15 protein-coding genes are annotated in these 18,042 nt (G+C 38.2%); 2 read left to right on the top strand and 13 right to left on the bottom strand.

Annotated features, from left to right (window positions below):
• Positions 1-11 precede the first annotated feature (11 nt).
• From AC1EJ0_RS07705 to AC1EJ0_RS07680, 6 genes are read right to left on the bottom strand one after another with little or no spacing between them, the layout of a single operon-like run.
• Positions 12-1,259, bottom strand: coding sequence for a CdaR family protein (locus tag AC1EJ0_RS07705; protein WP_480023882.1), 1,248 nt, complete (start codon positions 1,257-1,259; stop codon positions 12-14).
• Complete coding sequence (gene cdaA, locus AC1EJ0_RS07700; protein ID WP_304016383.1) at positions 1,216-2,076, bottom strand: diadenylate cyclase CdaA; 861 nt, start codon at positions 2,074-2,076, stop codon at positions 1,216-1,218. The genes AC1EJ0_RS07705 and cdaA overlap by 44 nt, the downstream gene beginning before the upstream one ends.
• 8 nt (positions 2,077-2,084) lie before the next feature.
• Positions 2,085-3,878, bottom strand: coding sequence for an oligoendopeptidase F (gene pepF, locus AC1EJ0_RS07695; protein WP_480023883.1), 1,794 nt, complete (start codon positions 3,876-3,878; stop codon positions 2,085-2,087).
• Between the two features lie 14 nt (positions 3,879-3,892).
• The gene (locus AC1EJ0_RS07690; protein WP_480023884.1) at positions 3,893-5,284 is read right to left on the bottom strand and encodes a peptidoglycan D,D-transpeptidase FtsI family protein; all 1,392 of its coding nucleotides are present in this window, start codon (positions 5,282-5,284) and stop codon (positions 3,893-3,895) included.
• Positions 5,277-6,506, bottom strand: coding sequence for an FtsW/RodA/SpoVE family cell cycle protein (locus AC1EJ0_RS07685; protein WP_480023885.1), 1,230 nt, complete (start codon positions 6,504-6,506; stop codon positions 5,277-5,279). The genes AC1EJ0_RS07690 and AC1EJ0_RS07685 overlap by 8 nt, the downstream gene beginning before the upstream one ends.
• Positions 6,507-6,926 carry an FHA domain-containing protein gene (locus tag AC1EJ0_RS07680; protein WP_294795810.1) on the bottom strand — a complete coding sequence of 140 codons (420 nt, stop codon included), beginning with the start codon at positions 6,924-6,926 and terminating at the stop codon, positions 6,507-6,509.
• Between the two features lie 100 nt (positions 6,927-7,026).
• Here AC1EJ0_RS07680 and AC1EJ0_RS07675 point away from each other — a divergent pair, with 100 nt between their 5' ends.
• Together AC1EJ0_RS07675 and AC1EJ0_RS07670 are read left to right on the top strand one after the other, a co-directional pair.
• Positions 7,027-7,467, top strand: a complete 441-nt coding sequence (locus AC1EJ0_RS07675) for a regulatory protein RecX (RefSeq protein ID WP_480023886.1) — start codon at positions 7,027-7,029, stop codon at positions 7,465-7,467.
• Entirely contained in the window at positions 7,467-7,730 is a 264-nt protein-coding gene (locus AC1EJ0_RS07670; RefSeq protein ID WP_480023887.1) for a GIY-YIG nuclease family protein, read from the top strand. Before AC1EJ0_RS07675 ends, AC1EJ0_RS07670 begins: the two co-directional genes overlap by 1 nt.
• A 37-nt stretch (positions 7,731-7,767) precedes the next feature.
• Here the strand turns inward: AC1EJ0_RS07670 and AC1EJ0_RS07665 are convergent, their stop codons facing one another.
• The 7 genes from AC1EJ0_RS07665 to AC1EJ0_RS07635 are packed head-to-tail and all read right to left on the bottom strand — an operon-like array spanning position 7,768 to position 18,035.
• Positions 7,768-8,148, bottom strand: coding sequence for a hypothetical protein (locus AC1EJ0_RS07665; RefSeq protein WP_480023888.1), 381 nt, complete (start codon positions 8,146-8,148; stop codon positions 7,768-7,770).
• Between the two features lie 60 nt (positions 8,149-8,208).
• A complete protein-coding gene (locus AC1EJ0_RS07660; RefSeq protein ID WP_480023889.1) occupies positions 8,209-9,585 on the bottom strand; it encodes a hypothetical protein in 1,377 nt (458 codons plus the stop codon).
• Positions 9,569-10,981, bottom strand: coding sequence for a sensor histidine kinase (locus AC1EJ0_RS07655; protein WP_480023890.1), 1,413 nt, complete (start codon positions 10,979-10,981; stop codon positions 9,569-9,571). Before AC1EJ0_RS07655 ends, AC1EJ0_RS07660 begins: the two co-directional genes overlap by 17 nt.
• Positions 10,965-11,657, bottom strand: a complete 693-nt coding sequence (locus AC1EJ0_RS07650) for a response regulator transcription factor (RefSeq protein WP_304016393.1) — start codon at positions 11,655-11,657, stop codon at positions 10,965-10,967. Before AC1EJ0_RS07650 ends, AC1EJ0_RS07655 begins: the two co-directional genes overlap by 17 nt.
• Positions 11,658-11,662: 5 nt before the next feature.
• Positions 11,663-14,590 (bottom strand): UvrD-helicase domain-containing protein, encoded by a 2,928-nt coding sequence (locus AC1EJ0_RS07645; RefSeq protein ID WP_480023891.1) that lies wholly within the window; start codon positions 14,588-14,590, stop codon positions 11,663-11,665.
• Complete coding sequence (locus tag AC1EJ0_RS07640; protein ID WP_480023892.1) at positions 14,590-17,085, bottom strand: PD-(D/E)XK nuclease family protein; 2,496 nt, start codon at positions 17,083-17,085, stop codon at positions 14,590-14,592. The genes AC1EJ0_RS07645 and AC1EJ0_RS07640 overlap by 1 nt, the downstream gene beginning before the upstream one ends.
• Complete coding sequence (locus AC1EJ0_RS07635) at positions 17,082-18,035, bottom strand: RluA family pseudouridine synthase (RefSeq protein WP_480023893.1); 954 nt, start codon at positions 18,033-18,035, stop codon at positions 17,082-17,084. Before AC1EJ0_RS07635 ends, AC1EJ0_RS07640 begins: the two co-directional genes overlap by 4 nt.
• Between the last annotated feature and the right edge of the window lie 7 nt (positions 18,036-18,042).

Raw genomic sequence — 18,042 nt, 5'->3', positions numbered from 1 at the left:
GCTCCCTTATATTAATTATTCTTCATTACAAAGTCTAGACTTATCGCGTTATTAAGTATCTCTATATACTCTTTATCGCTTACTAGCTCAAGTCTTAATTGCTGTTTACCTTCAGTTGTTACATTTGTTGCATCCGCTGTAAGCTTAAATGTTTCTTCGTCAATCTTGTCTAAAATCGACTTATATCCTTTCAATGTCAAAGTGATATATTCTTCATTTGCATCGCTTAGCTCTAAATCATCTTTTAGATTATTAAGCTCAATATTAGCTAGTGGCACTTTAATTTCTCTTTCAGCCTCTTCCTCTATCTCATAAGTTACGGATATATTTACGTTCTCATCAAGAAGTGCAACGCCTTGTGGAAGTATTGGCTTAACAATGATTTCGCCTTCCTTAGGCTCGACCGCATCGTTAACCTCTATCTTCTCAGTCTTAATTGAACTGATGGCATCAAGACCATCTTGCCCTTTAATAACTATCTTTTGTGGACTAGTCTTGATATTAACTATCTTGTAATTGCTTGGCAGATGGCTTACGAAGTCTGTTTCTATATTAACCGACTTTGTCTTATCTATCTGTGCATTGATATTAACAACTTGTGGATATAGGCTCACTTGGTCTATCTGATTGTCCTTGATGTCTACTGCATACAATTTACTTGATATTGTAAATGGCCTATCCTTATTTGTTAAATCGATTTCGGCTATGACTTTATCAACTTTTGCCAAATAGCTTTCTGGTCCAGTTAACTTAACGTTCTCAACGTCCATACTTAGCTCTGACAAAGCATGATTTTCTTTTATCTCGCCTTTTTGTCTTATCTCTATAGGCTTCTTATATGATTCAACGCTGTCAAGGTTAAATAATACCTCATTTGGTCCTACTGAAGTGACTTGCAAAGTATTATATTGACCGATGATTTCGGCTTTGACTGGTATCCTAACTTGGCCTGCATCGTAGCCTCTAAAGTCTATGGCTGCCTTGATATTGTTTTCGTTAATATTGTCAAGTTCACTCTTCTTACCCTTTACTTGAACTGTAACTTTTGCCTCATTTGGCCCAAGATTGACAAGCTTAGTGTTATTAAGATATTCAACATTTTTAAATGCTACGTTTATATTTCTATATGTTCTTGTTTCTTCTGGATTGACAAGTCCCATAACGTAGTACCAAAGGAAGATGGCAACGATGACTGAGACTATCTTAGCAATGATATTACTCTTGTTCTTGATCTTGAACTTCTTCATCTTGATCTTCATCTTTTGCCCTCCATTTAAATAATGCTTTTTCGTCGCTACTTTCTGGTAAATAAACGCTAAGTAGTTTCTCTCTAAGTGTGTTCTCGTCTAGATATCTTGAGATAACGCCTTCTTCTGCTGTAGATATAGCTCCTGTTTCTTCTGATACTATAACAGCAAGTGCATCACTCATCTCAGTTACGCCAAGCGCCGCTCTATGTCTTGTGCCTAATTCTCTTGGAACGCTTTGATTATCTGTTAGCGGCAAGAAGCATGCAGCAGCTCTTACCTTATCGCTCTTAATAACGACCGCCCCATCGTGAAGAGGTGTGTTCGGTATGAAGATATTGATAAGTAAGTCGCTTGATACAAGACCATCTATATCAGTTCCTGTATCAACTATCTCGTTAAGACCAGTTTTTCTCTCGATGACGATAAGCGCTCCTATCTTTTGTCTCGATAGTGATAGGCATGCGTCAACTATCTCATTAACAGTTCTTGAAAAGTTTTCCTTTTTAAAATCGGAAATGGATTTAGAAAAGAACTTCATCCTTCCTATATACTCAAGTCCACGCCTCAACTCTGGCTGAAATACAACAACTAAAGCAATTAGACCTACATTGAATAGGTTTTCGATAAGCCACCTAAGTGTATATAGGTGGAGTACTTCACTTAGCTTGGTAACTATAAGCAAGGCCAAGAAGCCTTTGGTTAGCTGCTCGGCTCTTGTTTGCTTAACAAGCTTGTATAGTTGATATATTATTAGCGCGATGATTGTGATGTCGACAAGGTAGCTTAGTTTAAAATTTACTAATACATCCTTAATTTGTTCGAACATAAGTCCTCCTACATAAGTTCTTCAAACTTATCCATGAACTCGTTAAATGTATCTAAACTGTTTAGTATTGGATCCTTAGTAGTCATATCTACGCCAGCTTCTTTAAGTATATCGATTGGGTACTCGCTTGAGCCCTTTGACAAGAAGCCAAGATATTTTTCAACTGCTCCTTCTTCTTTAGAAAGCACTTTTCTTGCAAATTCAGTTGCGCAGCTAATACCTGTTGAGTATTGGAATACGTAGAAGTTGTAGTAGAAGTGAGGTATTCTAGCCCATTCGTACTTGATTTTCTCGTCAACAACTACATCGTCACCATAGTAGAACTTATTTAAATCGTAGTAAGTCTTGTTTAAGAAATCCGCGTTTATAGTACCGCCTTCTTGAGCATATTTATGAATTATATTTTCAAATTCAGCAAACATCGCTTGTCTGTATAATGTAGTTCTGAATGATTCAAGATAATTGTCTATGAAATATAATTTTTCTTCCTTAGTCTTAGCATTGTCGATCATGTAATGAGTTAATAGTGTTTCATTCATAGTTGAAGCTATTTCTGCTAAGAATATGCTGTAGTTAGCGTATTGGATCGGTTGAGTAGTGTTTGTTAGGTATGAGTGCATTGAGTGACCCATTTCGTGACAGCATGTAAATAGTGAGTCAACTGATTTATTATGGTTTAATAAGATGTATGGGTAAGTGCCCTTAACACCTGATGAGAAGGCTCCGCCTCTCTTGCCCTTTGTTTCATAAACGTCAACCCATCTTGAATGATATCCCTTGTAAGCAATGTCTTGATATTCTTTGCCAAGTGGAGCAATTGCTTCTTTGATAATTTCTGTTGCTTCTGGATAATCAATTTCAAATTTTAAGCTGCCTACCATTGGCATGTAGATGTCATACATGTGTTGCTCTTTAAGGCCCATATATTTCTTTCTAAGCTTCATATATCTATGAAGGTAATGAATCTTGTCGTGAACTGACTCGATTAGATTGTCATAGATCTTTTCATCAACAGCATCGGCAAATAATGCAGCTTCTCTAGCGCTCTCAAAGTTTCTTACTTCAGCTCTGAAGATGTTTTTCTTAACAGCTGCTTTTAATGTAGCCGCAAGCATATTGATATGGTCAGCGTAATTGTCATAGTATGTGTTGAATGTATTTTTTCTTAACACTTCATCATCTGAAGCCAATAGCTTAGTGAACACGCCTGGGCTTAGTGGATGCATCTTGCCATCTTTATCTGCTACTGAATCAAATTTTAAATCAGCATATGAGAACATTTGGTAGATGTCATCTGGTGCGCTATATAAGTCGCCTGCTTTAGATAGAAGTGCTTCTTCTTTTTCGCTTAATGTGTGTGCTTCGTATCTAAGAATGTCTTCAAAAGTCTTTCTATACTCTTCAAGACCTTTTTCTTCAGCTATAAAGTCTTCAATCTTCTTTCTTCCTATTTTTAATATTTCTGGTGATTCAAAGGCTAAGCTTGTTGAGAACTTGATTTCAGCAGTTTGTGCTTTATCGATAAGTTCTTGACTCTTAGTATCTGTAGTGTCTTGCGAAAACTTTAGACTTGCATAAACATAAATTAATTCAAGTCTGTGAATTAAATCATATTTTAACTTAGTGAAGTCATATAAAGTCTTAGCGCTTTCACCAAGTCTTCCTTCATAATCACTTAGCTTTGTAAAGTCTTTGCAGAAGCTGTCATACTCTTCAGCCCACTTTTCATCGCTTTCAAAGATTTTTGTCAAATCCCACTTAAATTGTTCGTCAATTTGATCTCTTGTTTTTAATTCGTCCATATTAACATCCCTTTCTATTTATTATAATTTTTTATTAGATAATCATTTATCATCTTAGTAATGCCTTGCATTTGATAGCCCATCTTCCTTTGGTCTTCACTCACAACGCAGATGCTGTAGTCAAGCTTATCAGACTGGATAAAGCTTACGAGCCAAGCGTTGTACTTGCCCTTGCCGAGCTCAGCAGTACCAGTTTTGGCACCTATTGTAAAGCCCTTTCTTTGTAAGGAGCTTGCTGTTCCAGTCCTTGCAGTCTCTATCATCGCCTCTTTAACCTTGTCGGCGTCCTCTTTCTTGCCTATGGTCTTGTACACTTCACTCTTAGTTGATTCAAGCAAAGTGCCTTTATTGTCCTTGACCATCTTGACTAAATAAGGCTTCATCATAACGCCTTCCTTGCAGATGGCACTCGTAGCCATAAGCATATTGAGCGGACTAACAAGTATCGAGCCTTGGCCAATGGCGTCAGATGCAATCTCAGTTTTGCCGGCGTCTCTATTGAGCTTTGACTTAGCAAAAACTAAATCAAAATCAAAGTTCTTATCGATGTAAAATTCTTCAATCGTATCAAAAAATTCATCCTTATCCATATTCATAACTTTATTGATAAAGTATGTGTTTATGGATTTGCTCATGGCAGTATTTAGATTAACCTCACCATATTTATTGCCGCCAGAGTTTTTGAATATATATGAGTCGACGGTCTCCTTACCTGTATCTGTGTAGCTTAGATCCTGCTTTGACTTAAGTATCGCCATAGCGCTAACGAGTTTAAATGTCGATCCCGGTTGATATAGGCCTTGTGTTGCTCTATTTAGGAGCTCGCCGTTATTTGAGTTAACAAAGTCGTCCCAGTTTTGATCTATAGTTGATGGATTAAAACCAGGGTTTGAGTGCATTGCAAGTATCTCTCCAGTCCTATTGTCCATGACGATGACGGCGCCTTTTTCTCTAGCAAAGTTTTTCTCAATAAGCGCTTCTAAATTGTTATCTATAGACAAAACTAGTGACTTACCAGCTCTGTCGTTAAATATCTTTCTTATGTCCTTGAAGTAGTCGTCCTTGTCAGTGCCCGTCAAGACATCATTAAAGGTGCTTTCAAGACCTTGCTTACCATACTTTTTGCTTGTGTAACCAATGACATGCGAGTACCTTTGTCCAAATGGATATACTCTTGTTTTTTCTTCGCCCTTTACCTTTGTTTCGGCAAGAACCACGCCATTCCTATCATAAATATTTCCTCTAATAACATTCTCTTCATCGACCCTATTCCTTCTATTGTAAGGATTGTTCTTAATGTCCTTCGCCAAAAATAATTGGAAATATGTCAAGTAGACTATAATCCCAAAGAAGGCCGCTAAAAATATTAGTAGTGAAATAATAATTCTCTTATTCGTCCTATCCATCGACTTCACCTTCTATGCTTGAAAGCTGCACCATGGCTAGTACTATGAATGACGCGAGGATCGACGTGCCTCCATAGGCAACGAAGGGCAATGTAACCCCTGTCAGTGGTATTAGCTTAAGTACGCCGCCTAATATCAGTAGCGACTGAATTGAAAATAATACCGCAGAGTTGAAGCTCAGCGCCTTGTAGAATGTGTCATTCGACTTGAGTGATATCTTAAACATCCTCGATATAAGCATGATAAATAGCATTATGATTGCAATGCCAACTAGTGTACCCATCTCCTCGCATATAGCTGCGAAGATGAAGTCGCTTGTCGCAACGGGTATAGTCTTTGGCAGTCCTAGTCCGATGCCTGTTCCGACGAAGCCGCCTGAACTGATGGCGAAGAGCGACTGTGTTATCTGTAGGCCTATGCCGTCCATGTAGTCCCATGGATTGATAAAGCTCAAGACCCTTATTCTTACATGACTAAATAAGTAGTAGCTCACGACGCTCATCACGACTGCTAAAGCTAGGTTCACATACTTTATATACTTTTTCTTCTCAAAAACAAACTCGCTAAACATCATCATACCGTAGATGATAACTGCCGAGCCAAGGTCCTTTTGCAAGAAGAAAAACATTATGAAGCTATATGAGATAAGCGTGAATATCTCTGGCCCAAACTTGATTGAGGCGTACCTCTTATAATTTTTGTAGTAAATCGCCTGCAAGAATATATAGAGTATCTTGATGAACTCGCCCGGTTGAAACCTGATCTTGCCTATCCTAATCCAGTTTCTCGCCCCATACTTTGTCTTGCCAAAGACAAGCGTTATTATAAAGAGTATGTAGATGAGTGCCAAGACTATAAAAAACATCTTATCAAATTTATTTTTCATTGCCGTCATTATGAAGATGGCTAGATAAAAAACAACTATGCCTATGCTTATCCATATGATTTGCCTAAAGCCACTCGCCTCATCAAGCCTTAGTATTTCGAATGTACCTATTGAAAATAGCATTGAGACTATAAGATTTAAGTAGCGATCCGCCTTTGGCGATATCTTTATTAATAAGATATTTAGTAAATAGATAAGTACAAGCACGCCAGTCGTATAATATATAAAATTTTTCGTTGGCTTCATGTCCTTGTAAAAGAAGAATAAACTTAGTTCAAGTATTACAAACATGAAGACCAATAGTAAAGGCCTTGATATGTTTACTTTCTTTTTCATTTATATCTCCCTATTAACAAAAACAAATCTAATGTCATTAAGCTCAATGATGTCACCGTCCTCTAAGATGACTTCGTCCTCGATCTTAGTACCATTGACATAAGTGCCGTTCTTACTATCAAGATCCGTTAAGTAGTACTCTCCCTCGTCCTCTTCGATGATGAAGTGGTTCTTCGATACAAACTTGTAGTCAAGCCTTATGTCCGAGTACCTATCACGGCCAACGCTTAAGCTCTCTCTGATTGGATATATCTTGTCCTTCTCCTCGTCATCGATAAGCATTAAGTAAGCGCCCTTCCTCGAGACTTGAGTAGACTTAATGTCTTGAAAAATCATCTTCGCTATTTGAAAAACGAAGGCATATATAATTATGATGAATATATATTTTAATATCATAGACAGTATTGAAAAAAAGTCCACAGCTTTCACCTCACCTTTATTTTATCACAAATCAATAGTTTTTGCTATGGATATTGAAAAATATTTACTAATCTGTTAGAATTAATTATAGAGGTGTATCATGAACGAGAAAGCTTATAACTATGCAATTAAATATTTGAAGAACATTAAGACGAAGAAGGATGTCTACGATTACTTGATCAGAAAAGGATTCAATGATGAAGAAACGAGTGAGGTCTGTGACTACATAGAAGAAGTAGGCCTTGTCGATGACGATTTATATGTAAAGTTTTTTGTGGAAGATAGTTTTCGCATCAAGAACAAAGGTGCAAGAAAGATAGTCTACGAGTTAAAACAAAGAGGCATCGATGACGATAAGATTGAAGAAGCAATTGAAGAAGCAAGTGATATAGAGTATGAGGCGCTTAAAGAGGCTTACGAGAGAAAGCTCGAAGCGACTAAGAGCGAGACTGATCCATACAAGAGAAAGAACAAAATCATTCGCTTTTTAATAAGCAGAGGCTTTGACTACTCCGACATCAAGGACATAGTCGATTTATAATGAATAAGCTTTATTATATATACATGCTTAGGTGCAAGGACGGCTCCATCTACACCGGCTACACTGATAATATTTATAAGCGCATAAAAAAACATAGGAGCGGTAAGGGCGCGAAGTACACAAGAGGCCGCGGCCCATTTGAGCTGGTTCATTACGAGAGCTTCCTTACTAAAGAAGAAGCGATGCAAAGAGAGGCAGCGATTAAAAAGCTTACGAAAGAAGCTAAATTAAAGTTAATAGAAGAAAACGCAAAAAAAGAGTAGGCAAATCTGTCTACTCTTGTATTTTATATGATCTACTCTATTTACTTGTTTCTTCACTCTTAGCTTTTGTACTTACTCTAGTCTTCCTTGACTTTCTCCTCTTCGCCATCGACCCCATCGCTATAGCTACAAAGAGTGATGTAAATGCCGCCGTTAAGGATATGATGGCAAGTTTCATATCAACGATTGACGCTTGCAATATACTTCTCTTATTGCCTTTTAATAAAACTACTGCAGCAAATATTATTAAGCCTATAGTCGGTATATACTTAACAAACTTATACTTCATAAAGGCTATGTGCAAAAATAAAACTAAAACAGCAAAGACAAGTGCAACTATGAATAGAAGCGATGTCTCTGTCATATATGGTTTTACTTCTGTAAGTATTTTTTCTAAAATTGATTTTATAGTACCCATTACTTCACCTTCGCTATGATTACTAATTATACTACATATAAGCCCTATTTGCAAGCCTAATTATTTTATCTTCTTCGCACCAAGCGAGATAAATTTTTCTTTCCACATATCGCCGTATTGGCCAAGTGCCCACTCATTCATTATTATCTTTGAGTTTAAGTCAATGGAGAAGATCTCGTCCATAATCTCGTCTCTATATACACTGTAAGCAGCGAGCGTCTTGTCCTTATATATCATGACCATGGACTTGTTTGGCGCACTAAAGGCGTCCTTAAGCTTAGGAAACTTCTCTTTCAAAGTCTCGTAATTGAAGTAGAGCTCGTCGAAGCGCACAAGATTTTTATTTGGCTTCTTCATGACGTAGCTGTCCTTATATAGGCCCGGATACTTCATGTCATAGTCCCTCTGCTTAAGTATCCAGTAGCCGTTGTTCCTTACTACTGTTAAGTTTCTCGCATCGTTTAAGCTGTTTTTAAACTCATCCATCTTATAAGTCTTTGTATTATCTGTTTCGCTCTCATCTATTAGTTCACGGAGAGCGGCTTTATTGTTTTGGCTATAATTATCTAAGAAATATATACCTATGTCACCGTTGTCCCTTAGCTTTGACACTATCTCATATGAAAAATAATCATTGCCAACGAAGAGTATCTTTCTCATTCTATCAAGCGCTTTTTCGTTTTGCCCATCATAAAGCACAAGCGATTCAAAAGTATTGACATGGTCATTAATAACTAAGAAGTCTTCTTGATAGATGCCATCTTTTTCAATTTTGGCGCACTCGATCCTCGCAAAGCCATCGCGCCTTGGTACTAGTAGGTAATCAAGCTCATAGGCTTCGCCCTTGTATGGCTGCATGTATATAGTCTTGTAAGTCGATACACCGTCTTCGTCCTCTCTAAGACCTAGTAAAAAGCCGATATTTTCATCTACAGCTTCACTAGCATCAGCTTCAGTGCTATCAACAAGAGAAACTAACTCCTTCATATGCACTTCATCAAGCGCCTTGTCAGTCTTTGTAAGCGTGTAAAGGTACTTACCTAGCTTAATCATCATCTTATCCTCACTTATGATGAGGTCATATCTAAAGCTATCATCTTCGTATATGGAGTAAACATCTGCATCAAGGCCACCCGTATCATTAAGCTCTATCTTGTAATTAAAGAATAGATAGTCCTTCAAAGATACTTTTCTATATTTAGTCTTGGCGTCTTTTATGACGTCATTACCTATGATGTAGTCATCATCACTGATGTAGATGTAGTCGTCTACCCTAAGTGCCGCGTCGACCTCTTTTTGCTTTTCCTCTACATCCTTTATCTCTTTTACTTGCCAAACGCCATATAAGTCTGGATTTGCTATTGTATTTTTTGGCGCACATGAAGTGAGCAGCAATGATAATATTACTAGGCTTATCAAGCTAAGAATCTTTTTCATCTTTAATCTCCTTCGCTAGCCTTAGAATAAACTTAGTGCCTTCACCCGGCTTTGACTCAACGCCCACGCTTCCCTTATGAAGCTCCACTATCTCCTTGACTATGGCAAGGCCAACGCCCGTATGTGACTTAGATTTTTTGCCTGCATAAAATTTTTCGAAGATGTATTTAATCTCGTCATCATCAATGCCGACGCCTTCATCTATGACCTCGATAAAGAAATTATCCTTATCTTGATATAGATTTATGGTGATAAGACCATGCTCTTTATTGAACTTAACTGCATTATCAAGAAGATTAATCATGACCTGCTTGATCCTATTCTCATCGCCATAATAAATGTAGGAGGCGTCAGAGACATTGAGCTCGATTCTCTCCTTGTTCTTCTCAAGCTTTGGAAATACTTGCTTAGTGATGTTCTCAACACAGATTTTTAAATCGAAATAATCTTTATTAAGTGAGATCTTTCCTGAGATAAGTCTTGAAAAATCAAGTAACTCTTCTAGTAATGAGCTAAGTCTTTCGCTCTCGCTAATCAATATGTCATGAGCAAGCTCTGTCGTCTCTTCATCGAGGTCGCCGTCTTTAAGCGTATATGCCCAGCCAGTTAATGATGTAAGGGGCGTTCTTAGCTCATGAGAGATGTTTGCGATGAACTCATTCTTAAGCTCGTCATGCTTGATAATCTCGTCTGATAGCGTGTTCATGGCATTTGATAGCTCACCTATTTCATTTTTTAGATCAAGCTTGGACTTTTCCTTGTAATTGCCCTTAGACATGCGCCTAGCTATCCTTGTTAAATACTTAATTGGATTAACGATAGAATCACTTATAAAATTAGAAATAATAATACATAAAAACAAGACTAAAAGGCTTATTGCCGCTATGATGATAGATAGTTTACTAGTAAAATCATCAACTTGCCCTAAGCCGAAAAATAATCTTAAATAATATATAGGCTCCTCATTATGCTTGACAGCCGTACTGACAGTTAGAACCCTCTCGCCGCTAGCTGAGTCACGTCCTATCCATGTCGCACTGCCATTGTTAATAATAGAATCAATCTCTGGAACGGCAGTGTATTTATAACCCTCTGAGTCAAATAGTACCGTGCCATCTGTATCCAAGATCTCGAGCCTTTGATCGATGTTGTTGTAGAAGAGGTTTGGATGCTGGTTAATCGCTTCCTTTATCTTCTCATTGCTTGTAAAGCCATAAAACTTCTTGTCGTAATCGACATACATATCCAAAGTATCTTTCGCGTTCTTTATGGTTTGCTTATAGTAAAATCTCTTGAACATATATGACGAGAATATATTTATCAGCACAAGCGAGATAAAGACAAGCAAGATGAAGTTTTGCATCAAGCTCTTCTTCAAGCTATTCTTTGTACTCAAACGTAAATCCCTCTCCCCAAATAGTTTTTAAATGTTCAGGATTTGATGGATCCTTCTCTATCTTCTTTCTAAGTCTAGATATATTGACGTCGACAAGCTTAGTATCCATTAGGTAGTCGTAGCCCCAAACTGTTTTGACTATGTCCTTTCTCTTTACAAGCGTATTTGCATTTTCAATTAGATACTTAATTATGCCAAACTCAGTCGGTGTTAGCTCAATTAAATTGCCATCGACATAAAAATCTTTTAAGTTAAGATCAATTCTAAACTTGCCAAGAACGATTTCATTCTCTTCCCTTTTATTGTCCGTGATAAGCCTTCTGCTGATGGACTTGATCCTTAGTATTAGCTCCTTCGGGTTGAATGGCTTTGACAAGTAATCGTCGGCGCCCGATTCAAAGGCATTTATCTTGTCAATGTCCTCGCTCTTTGCAGTCAGCATGATGATGGCCATGTGTGGATAAACTTCCCTAAGTATCTTAAGTAGCGTGACTCCATCCATCTTCTCAAGCATTATATCAAGGACTGCTATCTCAAAGCTTTGCGTTTTGCACGCCTCAAGTGCCGCCTCAGCGCTCGGAAAGTCGCTGACAAGGTAGCCCTCCTTCTCTAAATTTATCTTAACAAACTTTCTTATAGCCGCTTCGTCTTCGACTAATAGTACTCTGTAACTCATATAATCTACTCCATATCGATTAATTTATCTCTTGATAGAAGGAATAACTTTGCTCTCGCCTCTTTTTTGAATATCGTCCTCGCAGCCTCCATATACATGGTCATCTGTGTAGCATATATGCTCTTGGCGCTCTTCTCGTCAAGGCTAGTGAGCTTGTAGTCGATTATCTCTACATGGTCATCGTATATATCCACTCTATCAATAACTCCTGTGTATATTATATCATCTTTAGTATAATAATACTCGAATTCTTTATATGTTTTGGCATTTGTAACTGTTTTGTAAAACTTTTCATAGTTTTTCGCGCATATCATTAGGACTTCTCTTTGCTTTTCGCTAAGCTTATAGCAGCGGGCCGTCTCTCTTAAGACCTCGTCAAAGTCCTTGCCCTCATACGCCTCACAAAATCTGTGAGCCGCGGAGCCAAGATTTTTATTATCACTACTAACTCCTTCGATAGTGTCGCGCTCATCGTCATAGACCTTGAATGTGTTTGCGCCGAAGTCATATGCGTAGGCAGCACTCGATGGTAGCGGCGCATATGGGCTCTTCCACTTGATCTCTTCTCTCGAAATAAGGTCCTCGTCGCTCATAGAAATTTCTTCTTCATCTATATCTAATTCTCTTTCATTAAAGTCAGGCTCTTCACTAATTGCATCGAGCTTATCTATATATGGAATAAAACCGCTCTTGCCGCCAGTCTTATAAACTATTAGCTGCTCTTTCGCCCTCGTTAGCATTACATAGAGGTTTCTTATCTTTTCTTCTTCATATAGGTCCTTGTCATTCGCCTGTGCCTCTTTAAAATTCGAGTTAAGCTCTTTAAATCTTAAGAAAATCTTATCATCAGCAAGTCTTGCAAAAACAGTATCTGGAGATCTTTTAAAAGCCATTTGTGCGCAGATAACGACCTTCGCCTCAAGACCTTTTGCCTTGTGTATGGTCATGATCCTTACTATATCATCTCTTTCGCTGATGTATGACGGCTCTGCTGCACCTTTCTCACGTAATAGAAGAAGCTTGTCTGCCAAGGCATCAAAATTCGTTTCGCCCATCTCATAATAAGCTCCTATCCTATCTAAAAAGCTGCGGACATTAGTGTAGGCTTGTGCGCCTCTCTTCCTTATAAGCAGCTTCTCAATATAATGAGTCTCGTCAAAGAATGCTTTTAATACCTCATCAAGCCTTTGCTCGTCTTTCATTTGCACGTACTTTTCAAACTCTTCCTTATAATACTTAAAGCCATCTCTATCCTTAGCTAAAAATATTTCGTCGTCATCAATGGCGTAGAAGTTCGATCTAAGCAAGGCAATTAATGAAAGTTCATCCTCATATCTTAAGTAATGAATAAAGTTATATATGTCTTCCATTTCGTCGCGATCGTTCAGTGCCTTGTTCGCCGTGTTATATACAGGCACCTTCGACCTCTTTAGCGCCTTTTCTATGGCAGCTGAGTCTCTATTGGCACGCACCAAGATAACGATGTCGCCAAAAGAGGTTCCTTGCGCATGCAAATCCATAATCTTGTTGGCAATGGCAGCCCCCTCTAAATCTCTATCGTTTTTCTCAATGTATTTGATGCTTATTACTTCACTATTAGCAATATCGCCCTTAAAAATTAAATCTTCGTAGTCATGTATCTCGTCAGCAAATAGTTTATTCACGCTTGAAATAATTTTTTCGCCAGTCCTATAATTTTCGTTCATGCTTATGGCTGTGGACCTAGAATCATTTAAGAAGTCTTCCTTAACTGATTGATATAGACTCACGTCCGCGCCTCTAAACGCGTAGATGGACTGCTTAAAGTCACCAACGACGAAGAGCCTGTCTCCACCAAGCGCCTCGTTAAGTAGATAGTATATTTCCTTTTGTATGGGCGATGTGTCTTGAAACTCATCGACCATGATGTAGCTAAGCTTATTTTGAAGCGTCTCGCGTACTTCACCTAGCTTAAGAAGGTCTCTAAAAAGAATCTCTAAATCGTTAAAGTCAAGCGCCGCCTCTTTCTCTTTAAAGCTCTTGTACTTATTGTGAGCGCTTTCTAGTAGAGTAAAGAAGTCTTCGTAGAGGCTAAGCATACCCGCTTCAAGCGCTTTAAGTACATAAGAAGCGCTGTCTATGATAGCATCGTAATACTCTTTCTTTTTTGCGTTTACTCCGATATTGTAAGCAAAGTCATTAAGCAGATTTAAATCAAGATCCTCTATAGGCATATCGTTTAAAGCGTCTATAGCGTCTTTATGTTTTTCGATAACACCATATAGCTTTGAATTTTCTTTTAAATCATCCCTCACTTCATTAATGGCATCACACATCTTAATAAGAGCAGTTCTTATACTATCTTCATCATATATAGAGCCTATGTAGCTCAAAGTGTTTTCGCGCAGCTCAGCAAGGTTCATGCCCCTAGTCTTATTAATTATGCTCTTAAAGCTATTAAGAAAATTATCGTCGTAGTTCTTATCAAGTGCCTTGAATAAGTCTTCATAATTTTTCTCATCAAGCGCCTCTCTCACTGCCCTATCAAGTAGCTCATCCGCTTCGTCCTCTTCAATGACTTTTGCGCGCGGATCGATATTGGCTAGTAGCGGAAAGGCCTTTAGCATCTTGAAGGCAAATTGATGAACGGTCGAAACATTTGCTGAGGGCATATTATTGTAATAGCTCTTGAAGCTTTCATCAGTCTTTGCCTTCTCGTAGATAAGCTTTGCTACCCTCTCCTTAAGCTCGTTACTTGCCTTCTTTGTAAATGTGATGGCGACTATCGACGAAAGCACTTCGTCAGGCCTTATGCGTGAAAAGTCTCCCTTGTCTAAGATATTTACAAATCTATTGACAAGGACAGTGGTCTTACCAGTGCCAGCCGAGGCGTCGAGCAAAACGTTCTTATCTATTGTATCTACAGCTAATAGCTGCTTTTCATTTAAGTTCATTACTCTCTCCCCTTCTTGCACATGCATCTATAATCACAAAAGACTAGGCATTTTTCTTTACTTGCTTCGTCAATGATATTAAAGCTATAAGTCTTAAGCTTTTCTATTAAAGACCTTATATCTTCTTCACAAGCATCGGCATCAGCCTTTTTAATATCAAGCTTGCCATTAAGCTTAGTCATAGTAATGAAGGCCGCGTCAATGTCTACGCCACTATGTTTATAGTAGAGGGCATAGGCCGATAGCTGAAGACTATCTTTATTGACGTAATTGCTCTTTTTGTAGTCAAGGACAAGGAGCTTGCCAGATAAAGTATCCTCGTCGACCCTATCGATCTTGCCCTTAATCTTATAACCATCTACGTCTATAGTGATCATCTTTTCTACTTCTTTTACGATGTAATTCGAATTTTTCATTCGCTCTTCATCAAAGATGATAAAGTCCTTGATATAGCTCTCGATATTTTCAAGTTCAAAGCCATAAACATCGGCGTATTCATTAGTTTTCTTAATCATATCCATGGTCCTCACTAAAAGAGCCTCGTCATAGATGACCTTTTCCCCGATAAAGTTTCTGTAATAAAGCTCCAAAACTTTATGCATGCAAGTCCCGATGTTTCTCGCCTTCATATCGACCTCGGTAGGCTCTATGCCATAGATATAGCCAAGGAGCGCCGCATATGGACAGGTCTTGAAAGTCTCTAAGAACGATACAGTTAATTTATTTTTTACAAAATCGTCAACGATGCTCATGGCTGAGTAGCTCTCGAGCTTGCCGTTATACTTCGAGATAACGCCCTCTGCCCTAAGCTTATTGATTTCGTCGTAGTTAATGAACTTCGCTGGGCCAATATTTTTGTAAGCGCTAATGAATTTCTTTTGCTCATCGCTCGCCGCAAGTGAGGCGCTCTTCTCGATAGCTCCAAGGCTCTTCACGCTTATCCACTCGTCAATATGAAACTCATTAAAGAAGGATGAGGCGCCTTGATCCGCGTCCGAACTCGTTCTTGCCGAGTAAGTCATAGTGATTTTTTCATCAGCAGCCTTAAAAAGTTTTTTCATCAAGTTCTTCGATAGCCTCGACATTTTTTCTTTCTTGTCAAAGCCGGTCTCTGCGTAAATATTGTCAAGCAAAAAGTTTTCGCTCATGCTCTTAGGAAAGCTATCCATATTCATGCCGATTATGTAGATTAGTTTATAGCGCCTTAGCGTATCAAAGTCAGCTGAGTATATGGATACACCAAAAGGAAGTCTGTCCTTTTCTCTGTAAACTTCATATTTGAAGGCTAATTTAAGTAGCTCAATCCACTTCTCTTTGCTAATGGCCTTGCAATAGATATCTTCGATTGCGGCGATTATTTTTTTAAACTTATCTAAGAGCATTTCATCACTCGCGTATTTATTAATCAGTTCAAAAATCGATTCGCCCGACATATGGCATTCGTCCGACATATCACTAATGCTCGTCATATGGCATTCGCCCGGCATATGGCATTCGCCCGGCATAAGGCTTCCGCTCGTCATAGGGCTTTCGCTCGCAGCAATATCGGCAAATAATTTATCTTGCCAAACTAAATCCCTTAAGTGAATTACACTGTTCTTGTTCACGGGTATCTCGTAGGCGCGAAGCATATCAGTTAAGGCCCTCTCCTCTGATTTGTCCATTATGTAGATAAGGGCATCGCCATAAGCGTAGCCGTCCTTCAATACCTTTTCCTTAATATCAGTTAAGGCATAGTCAAGCTCGGCCTCGATTGAGTCCGCACGCACAAAACTTATTCCAGCTGTGTGGGTAATCTCTTCATTAAATAAATTTTTCGAAATTTTTTCAAAATGACTTAGATCTTCATCTGAAGCATGATATTCATTTGCATTTTCTTTTAAGTAAGTGACTAGCTCATCTGAAGCAAAGTCCTCTTCTATAAAAATTTTTACATTTTTATCAAATTTTTTTGCCATCTCAATCAAGTGGACTAGCTTTTTATTCATCTCGTTAAAGCCGATAAAATATATTGCATCCGCTTCTTTTATTTTTAAGTCATCAAGCTCAACGCCTTCATTCATGCCAAGGTAGCCGCCCTTCTTAAGAAGCGCTTCGTAGTCAGCGTAAATCTTCTTGTACTCGCCGCCGCTCTTGAGTAAATCAATCTCATTAGCGCTTGCGTCCTTAATCGCTTCGAAAATCAAATCCATATACGATGGATAGTTTAGAAATGGCATCTCGCCTTTGTTCATCTCAATCACTTGCTTAATTATAAGGCGCATACTAAGCTCAGATAGAAATTTGTAATTGCCCTTTGCTTCTCTTAAATAAAAGTCATCTATACTCAAAACACTTGTGTTTACAAGCGCGCCAAGCCTTTTTAGTCCCTCTTGTACGATGAAGTCTTTGTACTCAGTATTTTTAGTTATAATAATAGTTTTACCGCCCTCATCCATTGCTATCGCGCTAAATAAGTTGCTCGCATCTTTACTCGTTTCATATACAGTAATCATTTGAACAAAACCTCCTTAACCTTATCATAAGTAGCCCAGCTATTAGCATAAAATTCTTTATTCGATAAATAGCTAAAGAAACCATCTAGCTCTGGAAAAGCGATTTTGTATGAGTACAAAAGCTGATTGTTAATTATATGCGCGAGCCTTGCATTAAGCGCCGCATCACCATACTTCCTGTCACCTACAATCGGGTGCTTAAGCGTTTTTAGATGGAAACGTATTTGATGAGTCTTGCCAGTTAATAAAAGTACCTCAAGCTCAGTAAAATTATTTTTCATCTCCATGGTCTTAAAGTGCGTGATCATCTCAGCGCCATCATCAGAGATCTTCATCATATTCTTCTTCTCGTTCTTTTCGTAATTCACTTCAAAAGTTTCGTCCACATCAAAATTACCTTTGACAATGGTTTTGTAATATTTATTTATCTTTCTATCCTTGATAAGCTTAGTCATCTCTTTAAGCGCTTCGTAATTTTTGCAGCCAATCAAGAGACCCTTAGTGTTCCTGTCAAGCCTATTAGCAAGGGCGGGTCTAAAAGTATTTTCATTTCGCGGAGAAAATTCTTTTTTGTCGATGAGATACTTTATAAAGCTATCGACAACGTTCTTCTCAAAGCCATCCTTAGTGGCATGACTTAATACACCCTCATCTTTATCGATGATGGCGATGTTCTCATCTTCATAAACTATATTCAAGTCAATGATATTGGGGTTAAACTTCTTTGGCGCTTCGGTAAATTTCTCGAAAGTCTCGTCCGAGAAAAATACTTTGATGACGTCACCTGTCATGACCCTCTCGTCACCGCTCGCTTTTTTGCCGTTCAAAACTATATTTTTCTTCCTAAGCATCTTCATGAGGAAGGACTTCGTCGCGTTTGGAAAAAACTTCACAAGGAAGCGATCTAGTCTTTGATCATTATCATTTTCATTAATTTTTATCTCTTTCATCATTTTC

The sequence above is a fragment of the Fenollaria sp. C0166D3 genome (assembly GCF_056590255.1).
The sequence above is the reverse complement of the archived record's forward strand: the minus strand, read 5'-3'. Positions and strand labels throughout refer to the sequence as shown.